Origin of the sequence: Halomarina halobia (genome assembly GCF_029338575.1) — an archaeon.
In the GTDB taxonomy this organism is placed as follows: domain Archaea; phylum Halobacteriota; class Halobacteria; order Halobacteriales; family Haloarculaceae; genus Halomarina; species Halomarina halobia.
Genome location: NZ_CP119992.1, coordinates 1,752,180 through 1,768,945, shown reverse-complemented (window position 1 = coordinate 1,768,945; position 16,766 = coordinate 1,752,180). Strand labels below are relative to the sequence as shown.

Annotated in this window: 20 protein-coding genes; 11 read left to right on the top strand and 9 right to left on the bottom strand. The window is 71.0% G+C overall.

The window, feature by feature from the left end; all coding sequences use genetic code 11:
* Positions 1 to 70: 70 nt before the first annotated feature.
* From truD to P1K31_RS09285, 7 genes are all read left to right on the top strand, one after another.
* Positions 71 to 1,387, top strand: a complete 1,317-nt coding sequence (gene truD / locus P1K31_RS09315; RefSeq protein ID WP_276303057.1) for a tRNA pseudouridine(13) synthase TruD — start codon at positions 71 to 73, stop codon at positions 1,385 to 1,387.
* Positions 1,388 to 1,457: 70 nt separating this feature from the next.
* On the top strand, positions 1,458 to 2,177 hold the full coding sequence (locus P1K31_RS09310) for a DUF2103 domain-containing protein (RefSeq protein WP_276303056.1): 720 nt from the start codon (positions 1,458 to 1,460) through the stop codon (positions 2,175 to 2,177).
* 114 nt (positions 2,178 to 2,291) lie between these two features.
* Complete coding sequence (locus tag P1K31_RS09305) at positions 2,292 to 2,558, top strand: eL43 family ribosomal protein (protein WP_276303055.1); 267 nt, start codon at positions 2,292 to 2,294, stop codon at positions 2,556 to 2,558.
* Between the two features lie 24 nt (positions 2,559 to 2,582).
* Positions 2,583 to 2,717, top strand: a complete 135-nt coding sequence (locus P1K31_RS09300) for a DNA-directed RNA polymerase subunit P (RefSeq protein ID WP_254543259.1) — start codon at positions 2,583 to 2,585, stop codon at positions 2,715 to 2,717.
* 4 nt (positions 2,718 to 2,721) lie between these two features.
* Positions 2,722 to 2,997 (top strand): KEOPS complex subunit Pcc1, encoded by a 276-nt coding sequence (locus P1K31_RS09295; protein ID WP_276303054.1) that lies wholly within the window; start codon positions 2,722 to 2,724, stop codon positions 2,995 to 2,997.
* A 98-nt stretch (positions 2,998 to 3,095) separates the two neighbouring features.
* On the top strand, positions 3,096 to 3,497 hold the full coding sequence (locus tag P1K31_RS09290; protein ID WP_276303053.1) for a prefoldin subunit beta: 402 nt from the start codon (positions 3,096 to 3,098) through the stop codon (positions 3,495 to 3,497).
* Between the two features lies 1 nt (position 3,498).
* Positions 3,499 to 3,744, top strand: coding sequence for a DUF3194 domain-containing protein (locus P1K31_RS09285; protein WP_276303052.1), 246 nt, complete (start codon positions 3,499 to 3,501; stop codon positions 3,742 to 3,744).
* A gap of 38 nt (positions 3,745 to 3,782) precedes the next feature.
* Here P1K31_RS09285 and P1K31_RS09280 read toward each other — a convergent pair whose 3' ends face one another.
* The 5 genes from P1K31_RS09280 to P1K31_RS09260 form a co-directional block, all read right to left on the bottom strand.
* Entirely contained in the window at positions 3,783 to 4,541 is a 759-nt protein-coding gene (locus P1K31_RS09280) for a DUF7001 family protein (protein WP_276303051.1), read from the bottom strand.
* A gap of 4 nt (positions 4,542 to 4,545) precedes the next feature.
* Positions 4,546 to 5,472, bottom strand: a complete 927-nt coding sequence (locus P1K31_RS09275) for a sulfide-dependent adenosine diphosphate thiazole synthase (protein WP_276303050.1) — start codon at positions 5,470 to 5,472, stop codon at positions 4,546 to 4,548.
* 126 nt (positions 5,473 to 5,598) lie between these two features.
* Positions 5,599 to 6,345, bottom strand: coding sequence for a 4-phosphopantoate--beta-alanine ligase (locus P1K31_RS09270; RefSeq protein WP_276303049.1), 747 nt, complete (start codon positions 6,343 to 6,345; stop codon positions 5,599 to 5,601).
* Positions 6,346 to 6,390: 45 nt separating this feature from the next.
* A complete protein-coding gene (locus P1K31_RS09265) occupies positions 6,391 to 7,227 on the bottom strand; it encodes a pantoate kinase (RefSeq protein WP_276303048.1) in 837 nt (278 codons plus the stop codon).
* Positions 7,228 to 7,665: 438 nt separating this feature from the next.
* Complete coding sequence (locus P1K31_RS09260; protein ID WP_276303047.1) at positions 7,666 to 8,925, bottom strand: cation:proton antiporter; 1,260 nt, start codon at positions 8,923 to 8,925, stop codon at positions 7,666 to 7,668.
* 184 nt (positions 8,926 to 9,109) lie between these two features.
* Here P1K31_RS09260 and P1K31_RS09255 point away from each other — a divergent pair, with 184 nt between their 5' ends.
* The 3 genes from P1K31_RS09255 to P1K31_RS09245 all read left to right on the top strand — a co-directional run bounded on the left by P1K31_RS09255 (position 9,110) and on the right by P1K31_RS09245 (position 10,524).
* A complete protein-coding gene (locus P1K31_RS09255; protein WP_276303046.1) occupies positions 9,110 to 9,637 on the top strand; it encodes a DUF8159 domain-containing protein in 528 nt (175 codons plus the stop codon).
* A 75-nt stretch (positions 9,638 to 9,712) separates the two neighbouring features.
* Positions 9,713 to 10,015 carry a UPF0175 family protein gene (locus tag P1K31_RS09250; protein WP_276303045.1) on the top strand — a complete coding sequence of 101 codons (303 nt, stop codon included), beginning with the start codon at positions 9,713 to 9,715 and terminating at the stop codon, positions 10,013 to 10,015.
* The gene (locus P1K31_RS09245) at positions 10,012 to 10,524 is read left to right on the top strand and encodes a PIN domain-containing protein (protein WP_276303044.1); all 513 of its coding nucleotides are present in this window, start codon (positions 10,012 to 10,014) and stop codon (positions 10,522 to 10,524) included. Before P1K31_RS09250 ends, P1K31_RS09245 begins: the two co-directional genes overlap by 4 nt.
* Before the next feature lie 86 nt (positions 10,525 to 10,610).
* On the opposite strand, the gene aspS is transcribed toward P1K31_RS09245, so the two are convergent.
* The 4 genes from aspS to P1K31_RS09225 all read right to left on the bottom strand — a co-directional run bounded on the left by aspS (position 10,611) and on the right by P1K31_RS09225 (position 16,068).
* Complete coding sequence (gene aspS / locus P1K31_RS09240; RefSeq protein ID WP_276303043.1) at positions 10,611 to 11,915, bottom strand: aspartate--tRNA(Asn) ligase; 1,305 nt, start codon at positions 11,913 to 11,915, stop codon at positions 10,611 to 10,613.
* A gap of 39 nt (positions 11,916 to 11,954) precedes the next feature.
* Positions 11,955 to 12,596: a helix-turn-helix domain-containing protein gene (locus P1K31_RS09235; RefSeq protein ID WP_276303042.1), complete on the bottom strand. Its 642-nt coding sequence runs from the start codon at positions 12,594 to 12,596 to the stop codon at positions 11,955 to 11,957.
* A 209-nt stretch (positions 12,597 to 12,805) separates the two neighbouring features.
* Positions 12,806 to 13,519, bottom strand: a complete 714-nt coding sequence (locus tag P1K31_RS09230; RefSeq protein ID WP_276303041.1) for a phosphoglycerol geranylgeranyltransferase — start codon at positions 13,517 to 13,519, stop codon at positions 12,806 to 12,808.
* Between the two features lie 59 nt (positions 13,520 to 13,578).
* Positions 13,579 to 16,068, bottom strand: coding sequence for a DNA topoisomerase I (locus P1K31_RS09225; protein WP_276303040.1), 2,490 nt, complete (start codon positions 16,066 to 16,068; stop codon positions 13,579 to 13,581).
* A gap of 193 nt (positions 16,069 to 16,261) precedes the next feature.
* Here P1K31_RS09225 and P1K31_RS09220 point away from each other — a divergent pair, with 193 nt between their 5' ends.
* Complete coding sequence (locus P1K31_RS09220) at positions 16,262 to 16,738, top strand: hypothetical protein (RefSeq protein ID WP_276303039.1); 477 nt, start codon at positions 16,262 to 16,264, stop codon at positions 16,736 to 16,738.
* Positions 16,739 to 16,766 lie beyond the last annotated feature (28 nt).

Here is a 16,766-nt window from a genome sequence, read left to right as displayed (position 1 = left end):
CGCACATACGGCCGCGCCGAGAAGGGCGGGGTATGCGACGAGCGGCGGCGGGAACGGTGGGGGGACGCTGATGCGTCCGGCGCACCCGGTCGAGCGGGCGGTCGGCATCGACTACTACGTGAGCGACGCCGACGGCGTCGGCGGGCGACTGCGCGCCGCCCCCGAGGACTTCCGCGTGCGCGAGCGAGAGGCGGTCGACGTCGAGCCCCTGGACGCCGACCCGGGGGCGTACCCGAACGTCGTCTTCCGCGCGACGCTGCGCAACTGGGACACCAACGACTTCGTCGCCGCGCTCGCCGACCGCCTCGGGTTCAGCCGCGAGCGCTTCTCCTGGGCGGGGACGAAGGACAAGCGCGCCGTGACGACGCAGTTGTTCTCCGTGCGCTGGCTCGACGACCCCGCGTTCCCCGACGTGGGCGGCGCGGAGATCGAGGTCCTCGGACGGACCGGCCGCCCCGTCCTCTTCGGCGACCTCCGGGGCAACGAGTTCGAGATCGCGGTGCGCGACGCGGAGCACCCCGACCGCGTCCCCGCCGTCTCCGAGGACCTGCGCGCGTTCGGCGACCGCGCGGCGGGGGAGGTGGCCGTCCCGAACTACTTCGGCCAGCAGCGCTTCGGGACGCGCCGGCCCGTCACCCATAAGGTGGGGCTCGCCGTCGCCTGCGGGGACTGGGAGGGGGCCGTCCTCGCCTACGTCGGCAACCCGAGCGAGCGGGAGCCCGAGTCCACACGGGAGGCCCGCGCCTACGTCGAGGAGACCCGCGACTGGGCGGGGGCGCTGGAGCGCCTCCCCGCCCACCTCGGCTACGAGCGCGCGATGGTCCACCGGCTGGTCGAGAACGGCGGCGAGTCGGAGGCGGACTTCGCGGACGCCCTGCGGACGGCCCCGAACAACATCCAGCGGCTGTTCGTCAACGCCGCGCAGTCCTCCCTGTTCAACCGGACGCTCTCCGCGCGCCTGGATCGGGGGCTCCCGTTTCACCGACCGGTCGTCGGCGACGTGGTCTGCTTCGCGGACGACGCCGGGCTCCCCGACCCGGATCGCAGCCAGCGCGTCACCGAGCGCCGGGTGGACACGATCGCCCGCCACTGCGCCCGCGGTCGGGCGTTCGTCACCGCCCCGCTCGTCGGCACCGAGACGGAACTCGCGGACGGCGAGCAGGGCGAGATCGAGCGAGGGGTGCTCGACGACGAGGGGGTCGCCCCTGGGGACTTCGACCTCCCGGGCGAGTTCGGCTCGACGGGCACCCGCCGCGCGATCCTCGCCGCGACGGAACTCGACGTGGCGGACGACCCGCTCACCTTCTCCTTCTCGCTCCCCTCCGGGTCGTACGCGACGGTGCTCCTGCGCGAGTACCTGAAGGCCGACCCCGCGGAGATGCGGTGAGCGGGCGGGTTCCGTCGTCGTCCCGCGTCCGATCCGGCAAGTTATACGCCTCGATCGAGTGTCGTTCGACATGACGTGTCGGCAGTGCGCGAGCGACCTCGACCGGCCGGGAGACTTCTGTCTCGTCTGTCGGACGCGCAACGCCGACACCGTCGTCCTCGACCTCTCACGGGAGCACGCGACCGTCACCGCCCTGCTCGACGACGAGGTGATCGCGCGTCGCGAGGTGACGACCACGCCCGAGGCGGGCGAGCGCGAGACGACCGAACTGCGCAACTTCGCGGGGCTGATCGCGGACGACCTCCTCAGGAAGCGCCCGGAGGAGGTGTACGCCGTCGGCGACCGCGAGGTGCTCTCGGCGGTGCGCGAGCAGGTCCACTACCCCTTCTTCCGCGTCGAGGGCGAGGACCCCGTCCGGACGGTCGTCGAGCGGCGGGGGGAGCCGGCGCTCGAAACCGTCGAGCGACCCCCGGCGGCGAAGCTCGGCGGGTCGCACTCGACGCTCATCGGCGGGCGCGACGGCCGCCGAGCCGTCGAGACGGTCGCGGCCCACCCCCACGTGAAGAAGCTGATCCCCGGCCCGATCGACGCCGGCGGGTCCGGCTCCCGGAGCGGCGTGCGCGCGAAGGCGACCCGCGCCGACGAGAACGGCAACGTCCGGATGCTCCTCCGAGACGGCTCGAGCGTCCAGGAGAACCGCGTCGTCACCACCGCCTACGACCGCGAGACGGGCGAGCGCGTCCGCGCCGACCTCGACGAGTGGCTCCGGGACGCCGGACTCCGGGAGTAGCGCCGACGCCGCACCTTCACCCGACAACGCGCACCGCGTGCCGCGCGGTGCGCGTTGCCCGCACGGATTCGACTCAACGGATTTATACCCCTGTCGGGGGTATCGACGCGTATCATGGCCAAGAAGAAGGGACGCACGGGCAGCGCGGGTCGCTTCGGCGCGCGCTACGGCCGCGTCGCCCGTCGCCGCGTCGCGGAGATCGAGGAGGACACGCGAAACTCGACGGTCGACGGCGCGCCCGTCAAGCGCGTCGGCACGGGCATCTGGATCAACGAGGAGACCGGCGAGAAGTTCACCGGAGGAGCCTACCGCGCGCAGACGCCGGGCGGTCGCACCGTCCGCCGCTCGATCCGCGCCGCCCTCTCCGAGGACGACACCTAAGTACGCCCGCCCGATACTACCAGTATGAGCTACAAGTGTTCTCGCTGCAAGCGCGACGTCGAGCTCGACGAGTACGGCGGCGTCCGCTGTCCGTACTGTGGTCACCGCGTGCTGCTCAAGGAACGCGCCGGCGACGTCAAGACGATCGACGTCGAGTAGCGGCGTGTCGGCGCAGACACCGCACGGCGTTCTCCTCGAATTCGAGTACGAGTCGCCCGACCGCGCGGCGCTCGTCGAGCGGTGCGTCCGCCAGGAGGTCGGGGATATCGAGGGCGACCGCACCGGGGCCGCGGTCGGCCGGGACGGCGCGACCGTCGAGGTGCGCATCGACGCCGACGACCTCGTGGCGCTCCGCGCCGGGCTGAACACGTGGTGCACCCTGATCGAGGTCGCCGAGGGCGTGGTGGCGGCGTCCCTCGGCGACCGTGACGGTCGGTGACGACCCCGGTGGCGACCGTCGACGGCGAACGCCCTCGTCTCCCCCGTCAGTGAGTCGAATGCCGTGCCTTTTTGCGTCGTCGTCCCGTCGGCACAGCCATGCAGGGAAATCTTCCGCCCGAGGCCCAGGAGAAGATCGAGGACCTTCAGGACCTTCAGGAGACGGCACAGCAGGTAGCGGCTCAGAAACAGCAGGCGGAGACGACGCTCTCGGAGTCGCGCGCGGCGCTCGACCAGCTCGAGGACGTCGACGAGGCGACGACGATGTACCGCGAGGTCGGCGAGCTGATGGTCGAGACGACCTACGACGAGGCCGTCGAGGCGCTCGAGGAGAAGGTCGATAGCCTCGAGATCCGCGTCGAGACGCTGAACAAGCAGGAAGAGCGCGTCCAGCAGCAGTTCGAGAAGCTCCAGGGCGAACTCCAGCAGATGCTCGGCGGCGGTCCGTCCGGCCCCCAGGGTCCGCAGGGTCCCGGCATGGGTGGCCCCGGCGGCGACTGAGATGCCGAGCGACGAGGAGGTCGTCCGGGCCGCGAGCGACGCCGCCGAGGACGTCATCTTTTCTCGGTACAAGCAGTCCGCGGTGCGCGACTTCGACGTCGCGGTGACGTTCGAGGGGGGCGTCCTCGACGTGGACGTCTACCTCAACGCGCCGGACGACCCCGACGACCCTGACCCCGAACGGGTGGCCGAGGACGCGGCGCTCGCGGCGCAGGGGGCCGTCGACGAACTGTTCGAAGAGGAGTAGCGGCCGTCGTTCCGCCGCCGCACGGCCGTCGGGGCCGATCACCCGTACCGCTCGGCGTGGCGCGGGCAGAACTCGGGCTCCCGTAGCTGCGCCCGTACTACTCCCTCCTGCCGGTGGGGGTTCGACAGGCGACAGCGCTCGTCGTCGCAGAAGGCCTCGCCCGTCTCGAGGTAGTGGACCGCCCCGAGGACGTACCCCGCGAGGGCCTCCGTGGTGCGGGGGTCGTCCTCGATCAGGAACTCCCCCTCGACCTCGTTTTCCAGGACCTCCCGCGGCGGCGGGTCGCCGGAGAGCAGTGCGCGCCGTCCCTGTTCGCGGTAGTACGCCTCTGGCTTCGCGGGGGCCTCGTACAGCCCCGGTACGGAGACGAGCGCCGGCCACCCGAGCACGCTCACGCGCTTGTGCCAGCGGCCGTCGTGCTCCCCCCACGTGCCGAGCACGCGGTCGAGCAGGATCACGTGCGCGTGCTCGGGCGACCGCTCCCCGCGCGGCAGGCGCTCGCGCAGGGCGTCCTGCACCCGCAGCCCGTCGTAGATGACGCCGCCGGCCCGCTCGGGGTTCTCGAGCGCGCGCTCCTCGTAGCGGACGACGCCGAGCATCTCGCTGCCCGTCTCCCGGTCGTACGGGGAGCGGACGCGCGCCCGGGCGAACCCGCGGGCGAGTTCGTCGCTCGCGTCGTCGAGGAACCGCCCCCGCACGTCAACGGCCCACTCGCCGCGCTCGTCGAGCCAGCGCGCGATACGGTCGGCGTCCGCGGCGGCGGTGGGCGCGCGGTAGACGCTGACGCGCTCGACCATCCGCCTAGTCGTCGGCGGGCGTCCGCGAGGTGAGCGCGACGGGCTCTGCGTCCACCTCGAGCTCGTCGAGGGCGAGCTGGGCGGCGCGCTTACCCGACAGCAGCATCGCGCCGAAGGTCGGCCCCATCCGCGGCAGCCCGTAGGTCGTCGCCACCGCCATTCCCGTCACCAGCAGCCCCTCGTGGGCGAGGCCCGTGTGCTCGACGACCGCGTCCTCGCTCCGCCCGACCCACATCGAGTCGTGGCCCGGCGAGTCGTGCCCCGGCGCGCCGTACTGCCCGTCCTCGGTCTGGTCCATCACCCGGCCGCGCTCGCGGGCGCTCCGGATGCCCGGCGCGTCGAGGACGCCCCGCTCGTCGAGTTTCGTGACGGCCATCGCGTCGTGGCCCGTCGCGTCGATCACCAGGTCGGCCTCGACGGCGATCGGGTCGACGCAGGTGAGCTCGCGGGGCAGCGCGTGCACCGGCGTCCAGTTCATGACGATGCCGCCGACGCGGTGGTCCTCGCGGATGACGATGTCGGTGAACTCCGTCATGTTCTGGACCTTCGCGCCCGCGTCGCAGGCCGCCTTGATGAGCGCGCTGCAGGCGTGGGGGCCGTCGGCCACGTACAGCCCCTCGGTGTCGCGCGCCGGTCGGTGATCCACGTCCAGTTCCTCGAGCACCCGCTCTGCGGGCGAGCGCACGGTCACCTTGTTCATGAGGAAGCCACCGAGCCAGAACCCCCCGCCGAGGTAGTTGTTCTTCTCGACGATCATCGTCTTGACGCCGCGCTCGGCGAGTTCGGTCGCCGCCATGAGCCCCGACGGTCCCCCGCCGACGACGATGACGTCAGAGCCCGAGAAGTCCATGAACTCCTCGGTCCACTCCTGACCGATCGCGCGCGTCACGTCCGCCTCGCTCGCCTCGCTGAATCGCTCGAATTCCGTCATACCACCTAGTGATATTCTAGAGTAGTAATAGTAGTTTGGGTACGACTAGCACCGGTTATGTGTCTTTTTATAGATATGTCTCGGACGGAAGGCGGGTGCTCGAGGAAGTGGTGCCTGGCTCGGCCCTCAGCCCCCGCCCTCCCGGATCGCCCGCTCCGCGTCGGCGAGCGCCGCCTCGCGGTCGAACGCCTCGACGATCGCCTCCAGTTCCTCGCGGGGGGCGTCGCGCAGGTCGCGGGCGTAGCGGGTGACGTTCGGGATCGCCCGGATCACGTTGTCTACGATGGGGACGGCCGCCACCCGCGGCGACCGGGAGAGCGGGTTGAGGTCGACGACGAGTTCGGTCTTGCCCATCCGCCCGAGCGCCTCGGCGCGGTCGCCGTCCTCCAGCGGGACGAGCACCACGTCGGCGTCGTGGATGCCGTCGGCGTCCACCTTGGCGCGCTCGTGGTCGAGGCCGGGGACGCGCTCGTCGGCCGCCAGTCCCTTCACCTCCCGCGCGCCGTGCTCGCGCAGGTGGTCGGCGATGGCGCGCACGCGCTCCTCGGTGCGGTTGAAGAGGTTCACCTCGAGGTCGGCCCCGGTCGCCTCCGCGAGTTCGACCAGTTCCGCGGGGCACAGCGCCGCGACGTTTCCGTTGACGGAGACGACGGGGTGGCGCGCGAGGAGGAGGTGGGCGGCGGCGGCGCGTTCGGCCTCGTCGGCGCTGTCGAGCGTGCGCTCGCCGAGCAGGTAGTCGAACGCCTCGCCGCGGCCCTCGGCGATGAGTCCCTGCTTGCTGGTGATGCCCTTCTCGACGCCAGCCTCGATGCGGTGGCGCGTGAGGAGAGACTGATAGCGCGGGTGGCTCTCCGGCACCTCGATGTCGCCCATGGGCGGGATTTGCGAGAGGGGGTGAAAAGCGCCGCGCTCTCGGACTCACAGCCGGGTCGCGCCGCCCGTCACGCGGCAGGACCGCGCCTCGTCGTACCCCGCCTCGCTCAGCCCGTCGCCGAGCGCGAACACCGTCCGGCCGAGCATCGCCATCGCCGCCTCGCCGCCCGCGCTCCGCACGTCCTCGACGGTCGCCTCGACGCGGTCGGTCAGCAGGTCGGCCTCCCGCGCGAACGCCCGCGAGGCGGCCATGAAGGTGTCGAGGGTGGGGTCGTCGAGGAGGCGGGCGAGGGCGGCCTCGCCCGCGCGGGTGAGCCGGGTCGTGTCGCCCGTGATGATCTCCGCGGTGTCGAGGCCGCCGAAGGTGACGTACTCCACCTCGGGGCATCCCGGCAGGCCGTCGAGGCGGCCGTGGGGCGGCGCGCCGGGTTCGAGGCGGAGGGGGACACCGCCGCGGGCCTGCGCGACCACGTCGCCGAGGCCGGTCCCGGCCTCCACCTCGGCGGCGTGTGCGACCGCGACGAGTTCGTTCTCCGTCCGCGGGCGGAGGTCTGGGTGCGACGGCGCGCGGGCGTCCGCGGCGAGCGCCGCCCCGAGCGCGCACGCGCCCGAGACGCCGAAGCCGGCGCTCACCGGGAGCGCCGTCTCGCACTCCACGCGCGCGTCGACGCCGAGTCGCGCGAGCGCGTTCGTCACGGCCGCCATCGTCGTGCGCTCGCCGTTCACCCGCACCGTCGTCCGGTCGGCGGGGGTGACCGTCACCCGGACGCCGTCGGAGAGCGCGAGGCCCGCCCCCCGCGATCCCGCGCGCGCGGGATCGTCGTGCGGGTGAGCGCTGAAGAAACCGGTGACGTGGCCGGGGACGAACGCGCGCGCTGGCATGGTTCCGTCACCGACTCGGACGCTCGCGCGCTTGAATCTTACAGTTCGTCCCCGGCGATCCGGGGCGCTTCGTCGAGTCCCCCGGTGGCGAGCGGGCGCGTTCGCGACCGGTCCGCCCGGCGATGGCAGTCGTGACCAGCCGGTCGACGGTCGGCTGCGCTCCCGGTCGACGTCACGTAGAACGGATCGGCGGGCGCGGTCTGGCACGAGGCCGCGCCCGCCGACGAGCACGAAGCAGGGGCGGATGGCACACGATTTTCGACGCCCCGCGTAGTCCGCGGGCGTCGAACGTGGTATGTCTTCGCCCGGCAGTGGCCGGGCTACCGAGACGGGGGGCGCGGTCCCGGGGTCGACGGCTGCGGACGAGCGGCCGGAACGGCCGCTCCCGGGCCGCTGCGGGACACGCGCCGCCAGGGCGCTCGCCGCGGTAGCTCGTCGCTACTCGGTTTCGAGCCGGTTCATCACCGGCGTCGCCGTGATCCCGTGGACGACGACCGAGACGAGCACGACGAAGCCGACGAGCGCCCACAGGGAGTCGGCGTCCGGGAACGGGGCCTGGTTCAGTCCGTAGGCGAGGTAGTAGAACGACCCGATGCCGCGGATGCCGAAGAAGGCGATGGCGGCACGCTCGCGCGGATCGCGATCGAACCCGAGCAGCCCCACCGCGCCGGCGAGCGGCCGCACGAGAAAGACGAGCGCGAGACCGATCAGGGCCGCCTCGACGGTGAGTGGGTCGAGGAGACCGGTCGCGAGCGCGCCGCCGAACAGCACCATCACGGCCACCATCACCACGTACTCGGTCATCTCCGCGGCCGCGTGGAGCGCGTCGTCGTACTCGTGGCCGCGCTCGTAGTCTCGGATCACGACCGCGGCGACGAAGACGGCGATGAAGCCGTAGCCGCCGACGAGCTCGGTCAGCCCGTACACCAGCAGCGTCGCGGCGAGCGCCTCGAGCCCCGCCAGCGAGATTCCGAGCCGCGTCTCGGCCTGCGTCGCGAAGACGAGCCGCGCGACGACGTACCCGGCGGCCGCGCCCATCAGGAAGCCGACGAGGATCTTGTAGCCGACGTAGACGATCGCCCACTCGCCCGCCCAGTTCCCCGGCGCGAGGCCGACCAGCGCGAACAGGATCGCGAGGTAGGTGAAGGGGAACGCGAGGCCGTCGTTCAGCCCCGCCTCGGTGGTGAGCGCGAAGCGAACCTCGTGGCCCATCCCCGCCTGCTCGGGCGTCGGTTCGTCCTCGTAGCCCTCCCCGGGATCCTTCACCTGCACCTCCGAGGCGAGGACGGGGTCGGTGGGGGCGACGACCGCCCCGAGCAGCATCGCGGTCGGCACCGCGAACCCGAGCACGCCCCAGCCGAGCACCGCGGCGGCGGCGATGGTGAGCGGCATCGTCACGGCGAGCAGTCGGACGGCGGAACTCCAGGCCGGCCAGCTCACGGGTCGATCGATCTTCAGCCCAGCGCCCATCAGGGCGACGATGACCCCCAACTCCGCTAGGCGTTCGGCGGCGTCGCCGTATTCGATCGGATCGGGCGCGGGGAGTCCGAGGGGTAGCGAGAAGACGACCGCGCCGAAGGCGAGCGCGAGGATCGGCAGCGAGACGGGTCGCTCGGCCACGCGCTGGGGCAGCAGCACCACGCCGAGGACGACGAGTCCCACCAGCACCAACACGAGATCGTACTGCGCCAACGCCATGTCTTCGAACCTACGACGGCCCGACTGAAATATACTGTCCGCCGGGCGTCACCGCCCGAGGCCTCCGCCTCGGGGCCTCCACTATCGTCGCGACGGTACGGCGGACGGCGTCGTTCGCACGAGCGGCAGGGATCTCGCGACTGCCGGGCGCACGCTTTTCCGCCTTCCGGCCGACTTTCCCCGCGTGCGCCGACGCGACTTCCTCCCCCTCGTCGTCCTCCCGATCGCCGGGTGCGCGGAGCGGGTCCGACTCCCGGCCGAGGGATCGCAGCGACACGCAAAGGAGCCGCCGGTGAGCGAACTGACGCCCGACCTCCCCGTCACCCGGAAGACGTCCATCGCGAAGCGGGGTATCGAGGACGCCCCCGGGGAGGTGTCCGACGTGGAGGGGTTCCGGGGGGCGCTCGAAGCGCGCGCAGTCGCGGTCGAGCGCCTCGAACAGGGCGACGAGAGGCACTCTCTCGATCACGCGCTCGGCTCGTTCGACGAGACCGGCCTCGCGCACGCGCTCGGCGACGTCGCGGGCGTCTACGCCGCGTACGCGCGGTCGGTCGACGACCCGCGCCCGCTCGCCGCGACCGTGCTCTACGAGGGCGAACCGGCTGGCGAGTACGAGATCCCCGTCGCGTGGGCCGCCGAGTACGACGAGGGCATCCTCACGGCGAAGGAGTACGCTGAGAAGGTCCTCGGGACGGCGAAGGCGACGGCCTAGGGCGGGACGTTTCGACACCCCGTCTCGTCCCATCGACACTCGTTTAAGCGAATACGCTGTAGTACTGTGTATACAATGCCGTCGATAAGCGCCCGCATCCCGGACGAGGACGTGGATTCGCTCGAAGAGGTCGCGGAACTTCTCGGCGAGGATCGGAGTACGACGATACGAAAGGCACTCGGCGAGGGGCTGCGAGAGCTCCGGATCCGCGTCGCCGCCGAACGCTACCTGTCGGGGGAGCTATCGGTGAATCAGGCGGCCCGCGTGGCCGGCGTTTCGCTCGGCGAGTGGTTCGAGATCGCGCGCGATCGAAACCTCACGACGCAACTGACGCCGGAGGAACTGGAGGAGGACGTTCGGGACGCGAGCGAACTGTGATCGTCCTCCTCGACGCCACGACCCTCATCTCGCTGGGAACTGCCCGCGAGCTCGACGTGCTACACTGTCTGGACGGGGAGCTGACGATCCCGAGCGAAGTCCTGGGAGAGGTGACGACGGAACCGGCGCGGTCGCAGGTCGAGCGATTCACGGCGAACGAGCGCGTGCGCGTCGTGGACGACGTTCCGTTTCGAGACGCCGCGCTCTCGATCCTCGGCGACGACGAGGTGACCGGCGACGCGCAGATCGTCGGACTCGTTCGCCGCGTCGACGCGCGCGGCGATCGCGTGGCGGTCGTCTCGGACGACCGCCGCGTCAGAACCGTCGCCCGCGGTCTCGACGCGGCCGTCACGGGGACCATCGGCGTCGTCGTTCGCGCCGTCGAGACGTCCCGTCTCGACCCGGACGAGGCGAGGGCACTCGTCCGCCGGATCGACGCGCACGGACTCCACACGACCGGCGAGCTTCGGGAGCGGGCGTACGAGTTGATCGACGACGCGGCCGGCTGACTACGGCTTTCTCCTAGGGACTCAGCCGCTGGCGATCTGGGCGAGAGTCGCTGGCGCTCCTCTCGCTGGCTCCCGACGGCTTCGTCCTACGGACTCAGCCGCTGGCGATCCCGCGGGAAGAGGACGGCCTCGCGGATGTTCTCGAGCCCGAGGACGGTCATGAGCAGGCGCTCCGCGCCCAGCCCGAAGCCGGCGTGGGGCGGCATGCCGTAGCGGAACATCTTCGTGTAGTACTCGAAGGCGTCCGGGTCGAGGCCCTGCTGTTCGAAGCCCGCGACGAGCTCGTCGTAGCGGTGCTCGCGCTGCCCGCCCGAGACGAGTTCCATGCGCGGGTGCATCAGGTCGAAGCCGGTCGAGAGCGCCTCGTCGTCGTCGTGGTCCTTGATGTAGAACGGCTTGATCTCGCTCGGCCAGTCGGTGACGAAGTAGTGGCCGCCGACGTCCCGCCCGAGGGCCTTCTCGGCCTCCGTCGAGAGGTCGTCGCCCCAGACGAGTTGCTCGTCGAGCTCGCCCGTCGCGTTGACGCGCTCGATGGCCTCTCCGTAGGAGAGCCGCGGGAACGCCCCCTCGGGGGCCTCGAACTCGTCGGCGAGCCCGAGGAGTTCGAGCTGCTCCCGGCAGTTCTCGTCGACCGCCTCGTAGGCGGCGCGAACCGCCCCCTCGCAGACGTCCATCGCCTCCCGGTGGTCGATGAAGGCGCTCTCGAAGTCGATCGAGGTGGCCTCGTTGAGGTGCCGCGGCGTGTTGTGCTCCTCGGCGCGGAAGATGGGGCCGATCTCGAAGACGCGCTCCAGCCCGGAGCCGACCATCAGCTGCTTGAACAGCTGTGGGCTCTGGTTCATGAACGCCTCCTCGCCGAAGTAGGTGATCGGGAAGAGCTCGGTGCCGCCCTCGGTGCCGGTGGCGACGATCTTCGGCGTGTTGATCTCGGTCGCGCCGACCTCGCGGAAGTACTCGCGCACGGCGCGGAGGATCTCGGCGCGGATCTCGAAGATCGCCTTCGCCTCGTCCCGCCGGAGGTCGAGCGTGCGGTTGTCGAGCCGCGTGGGGAGTTCGGCGTCGACCTTCCCGGAGGGGTCGAGCGGGAGTTCGGGGTCGGCGGGCGCGACGACCTCGACCGACTCGGGGACGACCTCGACGCCGGTGGGGGCGCGCGGCTCCTCCTCGACGGTGCCGACGACCGTCACGACCGACTCGCGGGAGACGCTCGTCCCGGCCTCGACGAGGTCGTCGTCCATCTCGTCCTTCGCGAACTTGACCTGTATCTTCCCGGTCTTGTCCCGGAGGATGAGAAAGGCGATGCCACCGAGGTCGCGGAGTTCGTGCACCCAACCGGCGACGGTCACCCGCTCGCCCGGTTCGGCGTCCGCGGTGTACGTGCGGTTCTCCATACGGCCCCGTTTCCCCCGGGCGGGTTAAAGTGGGTCGATTTATTCGACCACTTCGGATTCGACCAGTCGGGCGTAGGCGCGCCGGAGCCGCTGGCTGATGGCCTGTTCCGAGACGTCGAACTCGTCGGCGAGGTCGCTCATCGTCGCCTCGCGGGGGATCTCGAAGAACCCGCGGCGGTAGGCGAACTCGACCGTCTCCCGCTGACAGCGGGTCAGCGGGCGCTCGCCGTTCGAGGCGAGCGTGACGAACACGTCGTCGAGTTCGACGGTGACGTCGCGCTGATCGAGGAACGCGAGGTAGGCGTCGAGCGTTCCCCGGTCGGCGAAGCGCGTCACCGAGTTCCACCAGCCGTCCCGGAACCGCGAGGCGTAGTTGCTGGCGTCGAGGTCGGACCACCGCGAGTCGGCGTAGACGCTCGCCGCCCGCGTCACCTGTAACGTGTACAGCCGCGCGTCGGCCACCTCCCGCATCCGCTCGACGTCGGTCACCGTCGGGTCGTCGGCCATCGCACACTCGAAGGCGTCGAGGTCGGTCCCGTCGGCCCAGAGGAACCACGTCGGTCGGCCGCGATCCGTCGACACGGCGTGCGCCACGTCGAGTTTCACCTCGGGAACCGTCGTCACCGCCGTCGCCAACACCAGTTCCGGAGAGGACGTACGATACGCGGCGACGATACTCATTGGTGGGTGTGCGTCGGCATCCCATAATAATGATTTCCCCTGACATATGTGGCACACGCCGTCAATTTCAGGAATTGAGTATAATTCAAATAATATAAACGGGTGGCGAAACTCGCCGTGGGGCGGGAGTCGCCGCCCAGTGGCGTCACGGCGAGGAGTCGCCGATCTCGACGCTCGTGGCTCCCGACGCCTGTCGACCCTGCCGACGTCTACCGGCTGACGCGGGCGGCCTCCTTCGCGCCGCGGACGGTCTCCTCCACCGCCTCGATGCCCTCGTCGTGAACGAGGTCCCCGACGATCACGACGTCCGCCTGCTCGGCCATCCGGTAGGCGGAGTCGTAGTCGCGGACGCCGCCGCCGTAGAACAGCGTCGCCTCGTCGAGCGCGTCGCGGGCCGCACCGACGATCCCTGGATCGCCGAGCGTGCCCGAGTACTCGACGTAGACGATCTCCTGGCCGAACATCCGCTCGGCCACGGTGGCGTACGCCGCCACCTCGTCGGCTTCGAGGTCGCAGTCGGCCTGGGTGTACTCCGCCACCGACGCCTCGGGATTGAGCACGATGTACGCCTCGGTGGTCGTGTGCTCCCAGTCGATGTCGGGGTCGATGCGCGCCCACTCCTTGTGCGCGCCGGTGATCCACGCCACGTCGCCGGCGTTGAAGACGACGGGGACGAGGTAGCCGTCGAGGCGGTCGGAGTGGACGACCGCGCCCGAGTGGCTCGGCTCGATGTACACCGGAGCGTCGGACTCCCCGCACGCCTCGACGACCCGGCGCATCTTCTCCTCGGTCATGCCCGTCGTCCCGCCGACGACGATGGCGTCGGTGCCCGTCGCGCGGATGTCCTCGTACGTGACTCCCTCCGGGAGGGCCTTGTCCGGGTCTACCTTGACGACGTGATCCCAGTTCGCCCACGCGTTCATACCTGTCCGTCCCGACCGCCGGACAAAACCGCTTCGGAACGCGAAACCCCGGGGAAGCGTCAGCCGGCGCTCGCCTCCGTCTGCCACTCGCGGATCCGGTCCGCGCTCACGCCCTGGACCTCCGCGGCCACCTCGTCGGCCTCCGCCGTCCGGAGGTCGTCGAGGCTCTCGATGCCGACCGCCGCGAGCTTCTCCGCGGTCTTCCTCCCGACGCCGTCGAGGTCCTCGATCGCGCGGGCGGCCCGCCGCGCCTTGTACTCCGCGAAGTTGCAGATGGGGCAGCCGAGCTCCCACGGGTCCCCGTTGTGGACGACGAGTTCGGGCAGGTCGTGCTCCTCGCAGCGCTCGTCGAGTACCTCGATCTCCCCCCGGCGCGGGAGGGGAAGGGAGTACTCACACTCCGGATAGCGCGTGCAGCCCACGAGTCGCGAGCCGGAGCGGAGCGTCTTGATGGCGAGTTCACCCCCCTCCTCCGGACCGCAGTCGGGACAGGCCCCGATCACCCGATCCTCCGTCTCGTCGGCCTCCTCGGCGCGGCAGCGCGGGCAGCCGTGGGTGAACGTGTTCCGCCCGGCGAGCATCTTCACGTGCTTCAGGTCGTGCTCCTCACAGCGCTCGTCGAGCACCATCGGCTCGCCGCGGTTGGGCAGGGGGAGCGTGTACTCGCAGTCGGGGTAGCCGTCGCAGCCGACGAAGTACGACCCCCAGCGCGAGCGGCGGACGAGCAGGTCGCTCCCGCACTCCGGACACGGCCCGAGCACCTTGTCGGCCTTGAGCGACGCGCGGAGGTGTTTGCCGATCTCCTCGCGCGAGTCGTGGAGGTCGGCGAACACGCGCTTCAAGATGTCCCGCGACTCGTCGGTCACGTCGTCGAGGGTCGCCTCGCCGTCCGCGATGGCGGTCATGTCCTGCTCTAACTGGGCGGTCATCTCCTCGCTCACGACCAGGTCGGCGAACCGCTCGGCCGCCTCGACGACGCCCATCGCCAGCTTCGTCGGGCGGGGCGGATCGCCCTCGATGTAGCCCCGGTCGTAGAGCTTCTGGAGGGTCCCGTGCCGAGTGGCCTTCGTTCCGACCCCCATGGACTCCATGGTCTCGATGAGCCGCGACTGCCCCCGGCGCCGGGGCGGCTGGGTCTGCTTCGCGTCCAGTCGCACCTCGGTCACGTCCAGCCGCTCGCCCTCCTCGACCTCGGGGACGTAGTTCTCGGTCGTCGAGAGGTAGGGATAGACGGCGTGGTAGCCGGGGTCGACGAGGCGCTTCCCGTTCGCCTTCAGCCGGCAGCCGTTGGCCTCGGCGACGACCCGCAGGTGCGCCCACGTCGCCGGCTCGGCCACGGTGGCGAAGAAGCGCCGCACGACGAGCTCGTACACCTCCCACTCGTCGTCTGTGAGCTCCGTCGGGAACTCGCCCGTGGGGTGGATCGGCGGGTGGTCGGTCGTCTGCTTGTCGCCGCTGGTCGGTTCGATCTCGTCGCGTTCGAGGAGGTGGCGCGCGTCGTCGCCGAAGTTGGGGTGCCCGGCGAACGTCTCCAGCAGCTCGCGCTCGTCGAGGTCGTCGGGGTAGACGGTGTTGTCCGTCCGCGGGTAGGTGACGTACCCCGCCGTGTAGAGGTCCTCGGCGATGCTCATCGCGCGCTGGGCGGAGTAGCCGATGCTCCCGGCCGCGCGGATGTACTGGGTCGTGTTGAACGGCGCGGGCGGGTCGTCCGTCCGGGTGCGGCGGCGGACGGACTCGACGACCGCCGACGTCGCCCCGCGGAGGCGCTCGTCCGCGGCCGTCGCCTCGTCCTCGTCCCAGAGGCGCTCCTGTTCGGTGCCGTCGTCGCCCTCGAAGAAGTACTGCGCCTCGAACTCGTCGTCCGCCGCGCCCGCCTCCTTCGCGAGGTCGGCGTACAGCTCCCAGTAGTCCTCGGGGTCGAACGCCTCGATCTCGCGCTCGCGGTCCACGATGAGCTTCAGCGTCGGCGACTGCACCCGCCCGACGCTGATGAAGTCGTCGCCGAGTTGCTTCGCCGAGAGCGAGAGGAAGCGCGTGAGCGCCGCCCCCCACATCAGGTCGATGATCTGGCGGGCCTCGCCGGCCGCGGCGAGGTCGAAGTCGAGTTCCTCGGGTTCGGCGAACGCCTCCCGCACCTCGCGGTCGGTGATCGAGGAGAAGCGCACCCGGCGGATGGGGATGTCCGCCTCCTCGCGGACGAGTTCGTAGGCCTCCTTGCCGATGAGTTCGCCCTCGCGGTCGTAGTCGGTGGCGACGATGGCCCGGTCGGCCTCCCGCGCGAGCGACCGCAGCGCGGCGACGATGTTCTCCTGCGTCTCGGTCTTCACCACCTCGGCGTCGACGAGTTCGACGGGCCGGACGTCGCGCCAGTCCGCGTACTCGGGGGGGAAGTCGACGCCGACGACGTGTCCCGACAGCCCGATGCAGCGCCGCCCGCCCCAGCGGTAGACCGCGACGCCGTTGCGCCGCTCGACGCTCGCGCCGCCCTCGCTCAGAATCTCGGCGATCCGCCGGGCGGCGTTGTCCTTCTCGGTGATAATCAGCTCCACGGGGACCCACCTCTCCGCGTCGTCATGTACCGGTGATAGGCCGACGCCCTTTCTAACCCTTTCGACTGGTAAAATCAACGCACTGCGGGTGTGTGCGCTCGCGAGCGTCGTCGCACCGACCGACTGGAGGGCGCGGTCGTCGCCCGCGGCGCGACGTGAAACCCCTTTGTCCCCCCGATTGCTACCCCCCGCCATGGACAAGCAGCTCGTTCCGGGACTGCGGTTACTGGTGCTGCAGATGCTGGCGATCGACGCCCTCATCCACCTCAGCGTCGTCGCCCCGCGTCTCGCCGCGTCGTCCGTCTCGGGCGAGTTCCCCCGGGTCGTCACCGTGTTCATGGCGCTGTCGATCGCCGCCATCGTCGTCGGCGCGCTCGCGGTGTGGGCCGGCGCGGTCTCCTACCGGACGGCGTACCTCCTCGTCGTCCTCCTCACGGCGGGCGAGATCGTCGGCTGGTTGCTCTTTCACAACACCGGTCTCGGGCACACGCACGACGCCGGGATCGTGGAGAGCACGATCGAGCACGTCGTCGGCGACCCGCTGGAGACGGCGGCGAAGACAGCCGAGGTCGTCGCGCTCGCGCTCGCGGCCTACCTGCTCCGCGTCGACGCGGCGGCGCGGACGAGACGTCCCTCGCCGGTCGGCCGCCTGCTCGCGCGCGACGACTGACCGGTCCGCCGACGGACCCGCCGACGGC

What these genes read in the sequence shown, in the direction of transcription:
- truD (WP_276303057.1), top strand. Translation starts at nt 71, where the DNA reads ATGCGTCCGGCGCACCCGGTCGAGCGGGCGGTCGGCATCGACTACTAC.
- P1K31_RS09310 (WP_276303056.1), top strand. Translation starts at nt 1,458, where the DNA reads ATGACGTGTCGGCAGTGCGCGAGCGACCTCGACCGGCCGGGAGACTTC.
- P1K31_RS09305 (WP_276303055.1), top strand. Translation starts at nt 2,292, where the DNA reads ATGGCCAAGAAGAAGGGACGCACGGGCAGCGCGGGTCGCTTCGGCGCG.
- P1K31_RS09300 (WP_254543259.1), top strand. Translation starts at nt 2,583, where the DNA reads ATGAGCTACAAGTGTTCTCGCTGCAAGCGCGACGTCGAGCTCGACGAG.
- P1K31_RS09290 (WP_276303053.1), top strand. Translation starts at nt 3,096, where the DNA reads ATGCAGGGAAATCTTCCGCCCGAGGCCCAGGAGAAGATCGAGGACCTT.
- P1K31_RS09285 (WP_276303052.1), top strand. Translation starts at nt 3,499, where the DNA reads ATGCCGAGCGACGAGGAGGTCGTCCGGGCCGCGAGCGACGCCGCCGAG.
- P1K31_RS09280 (WP_276303051.1), bottom strand. Translation starts at nt 4,541, where the DNA reads ATGGTCGAGCGCGTCAGCGTCTACCGCGCGCCCACCGCCGCCGCGGAC.
- P1K31_RS09275 (WP_276303050.1), bottom strand. Translation starts at nt 5,472, where the DNA reads ATGACGGAATTCGAGCGATTCAGCGAGGCGAGCGAGGCGGACGTGACG.
- P1K31_RS09270 (WP_276303049.1), bottom strand. Translation starts at nt 6,345, where the DNA reads ATGGGCGACATCGAGGTGCCGGAGAGCCACCCGCGCTATCAGTCTCTC.
- P1K31_RS09265 (WP_276303048.1), bottom strand. Translation starts at nt 7,227, where the DNA reads ATGCCAGCGCGCGCGTTCGTCCCCGGCCACGTCACCGGTTTCTTCAGC.
- P1K31_RS09260 (WP_276303047.1), bottom strand. Translation starts at nt 8,925, where the DNA reads ATGGCGTTGGCGCAGTACGATCTCGTGTTGGTGCTGGTGGGACTCGTC.
- P1K31_RS09250 (WP_276303045.1), top strand. Translation starts at nt 9,713, where the DNA reads ATGCCGTCGATAAGCGCCCGCATCCCGGACGAGGACGTGGATTCGCTC.
- aspS (WP_276303043.1), bottom strand. Translation starts at nt 11,915, where the DNA reads ATGGAGAACCGCACGTACACCGCGGACGCCGAACCGGGCGAGCGGGTG.
- P1K31_RS09235 (WP_276303042.1), bottom strand. Translation starts at nt 12,596, where the DNA reads ATGAGTATCGTCGCCGCGTATCGTACGTCCTCTCCGGAACTGGTGTTG.
- P1K31_RS09230 (WP_276303041.1), bottom strand. Translation starts at nt 13,519, where the DNA reads ATGAACGCGTGGGCGAACTGGGATCACGTCGTCAAGGTAGACCCGGAC.
- P1K31_RS09220 (WP_276303039.1), top strand. Translation starts at nt 16,262, where the DNA reads ATGGACAAGCAGCTCGTTCCGGGACTGCGGTTACTGGTGCTGCAGATG.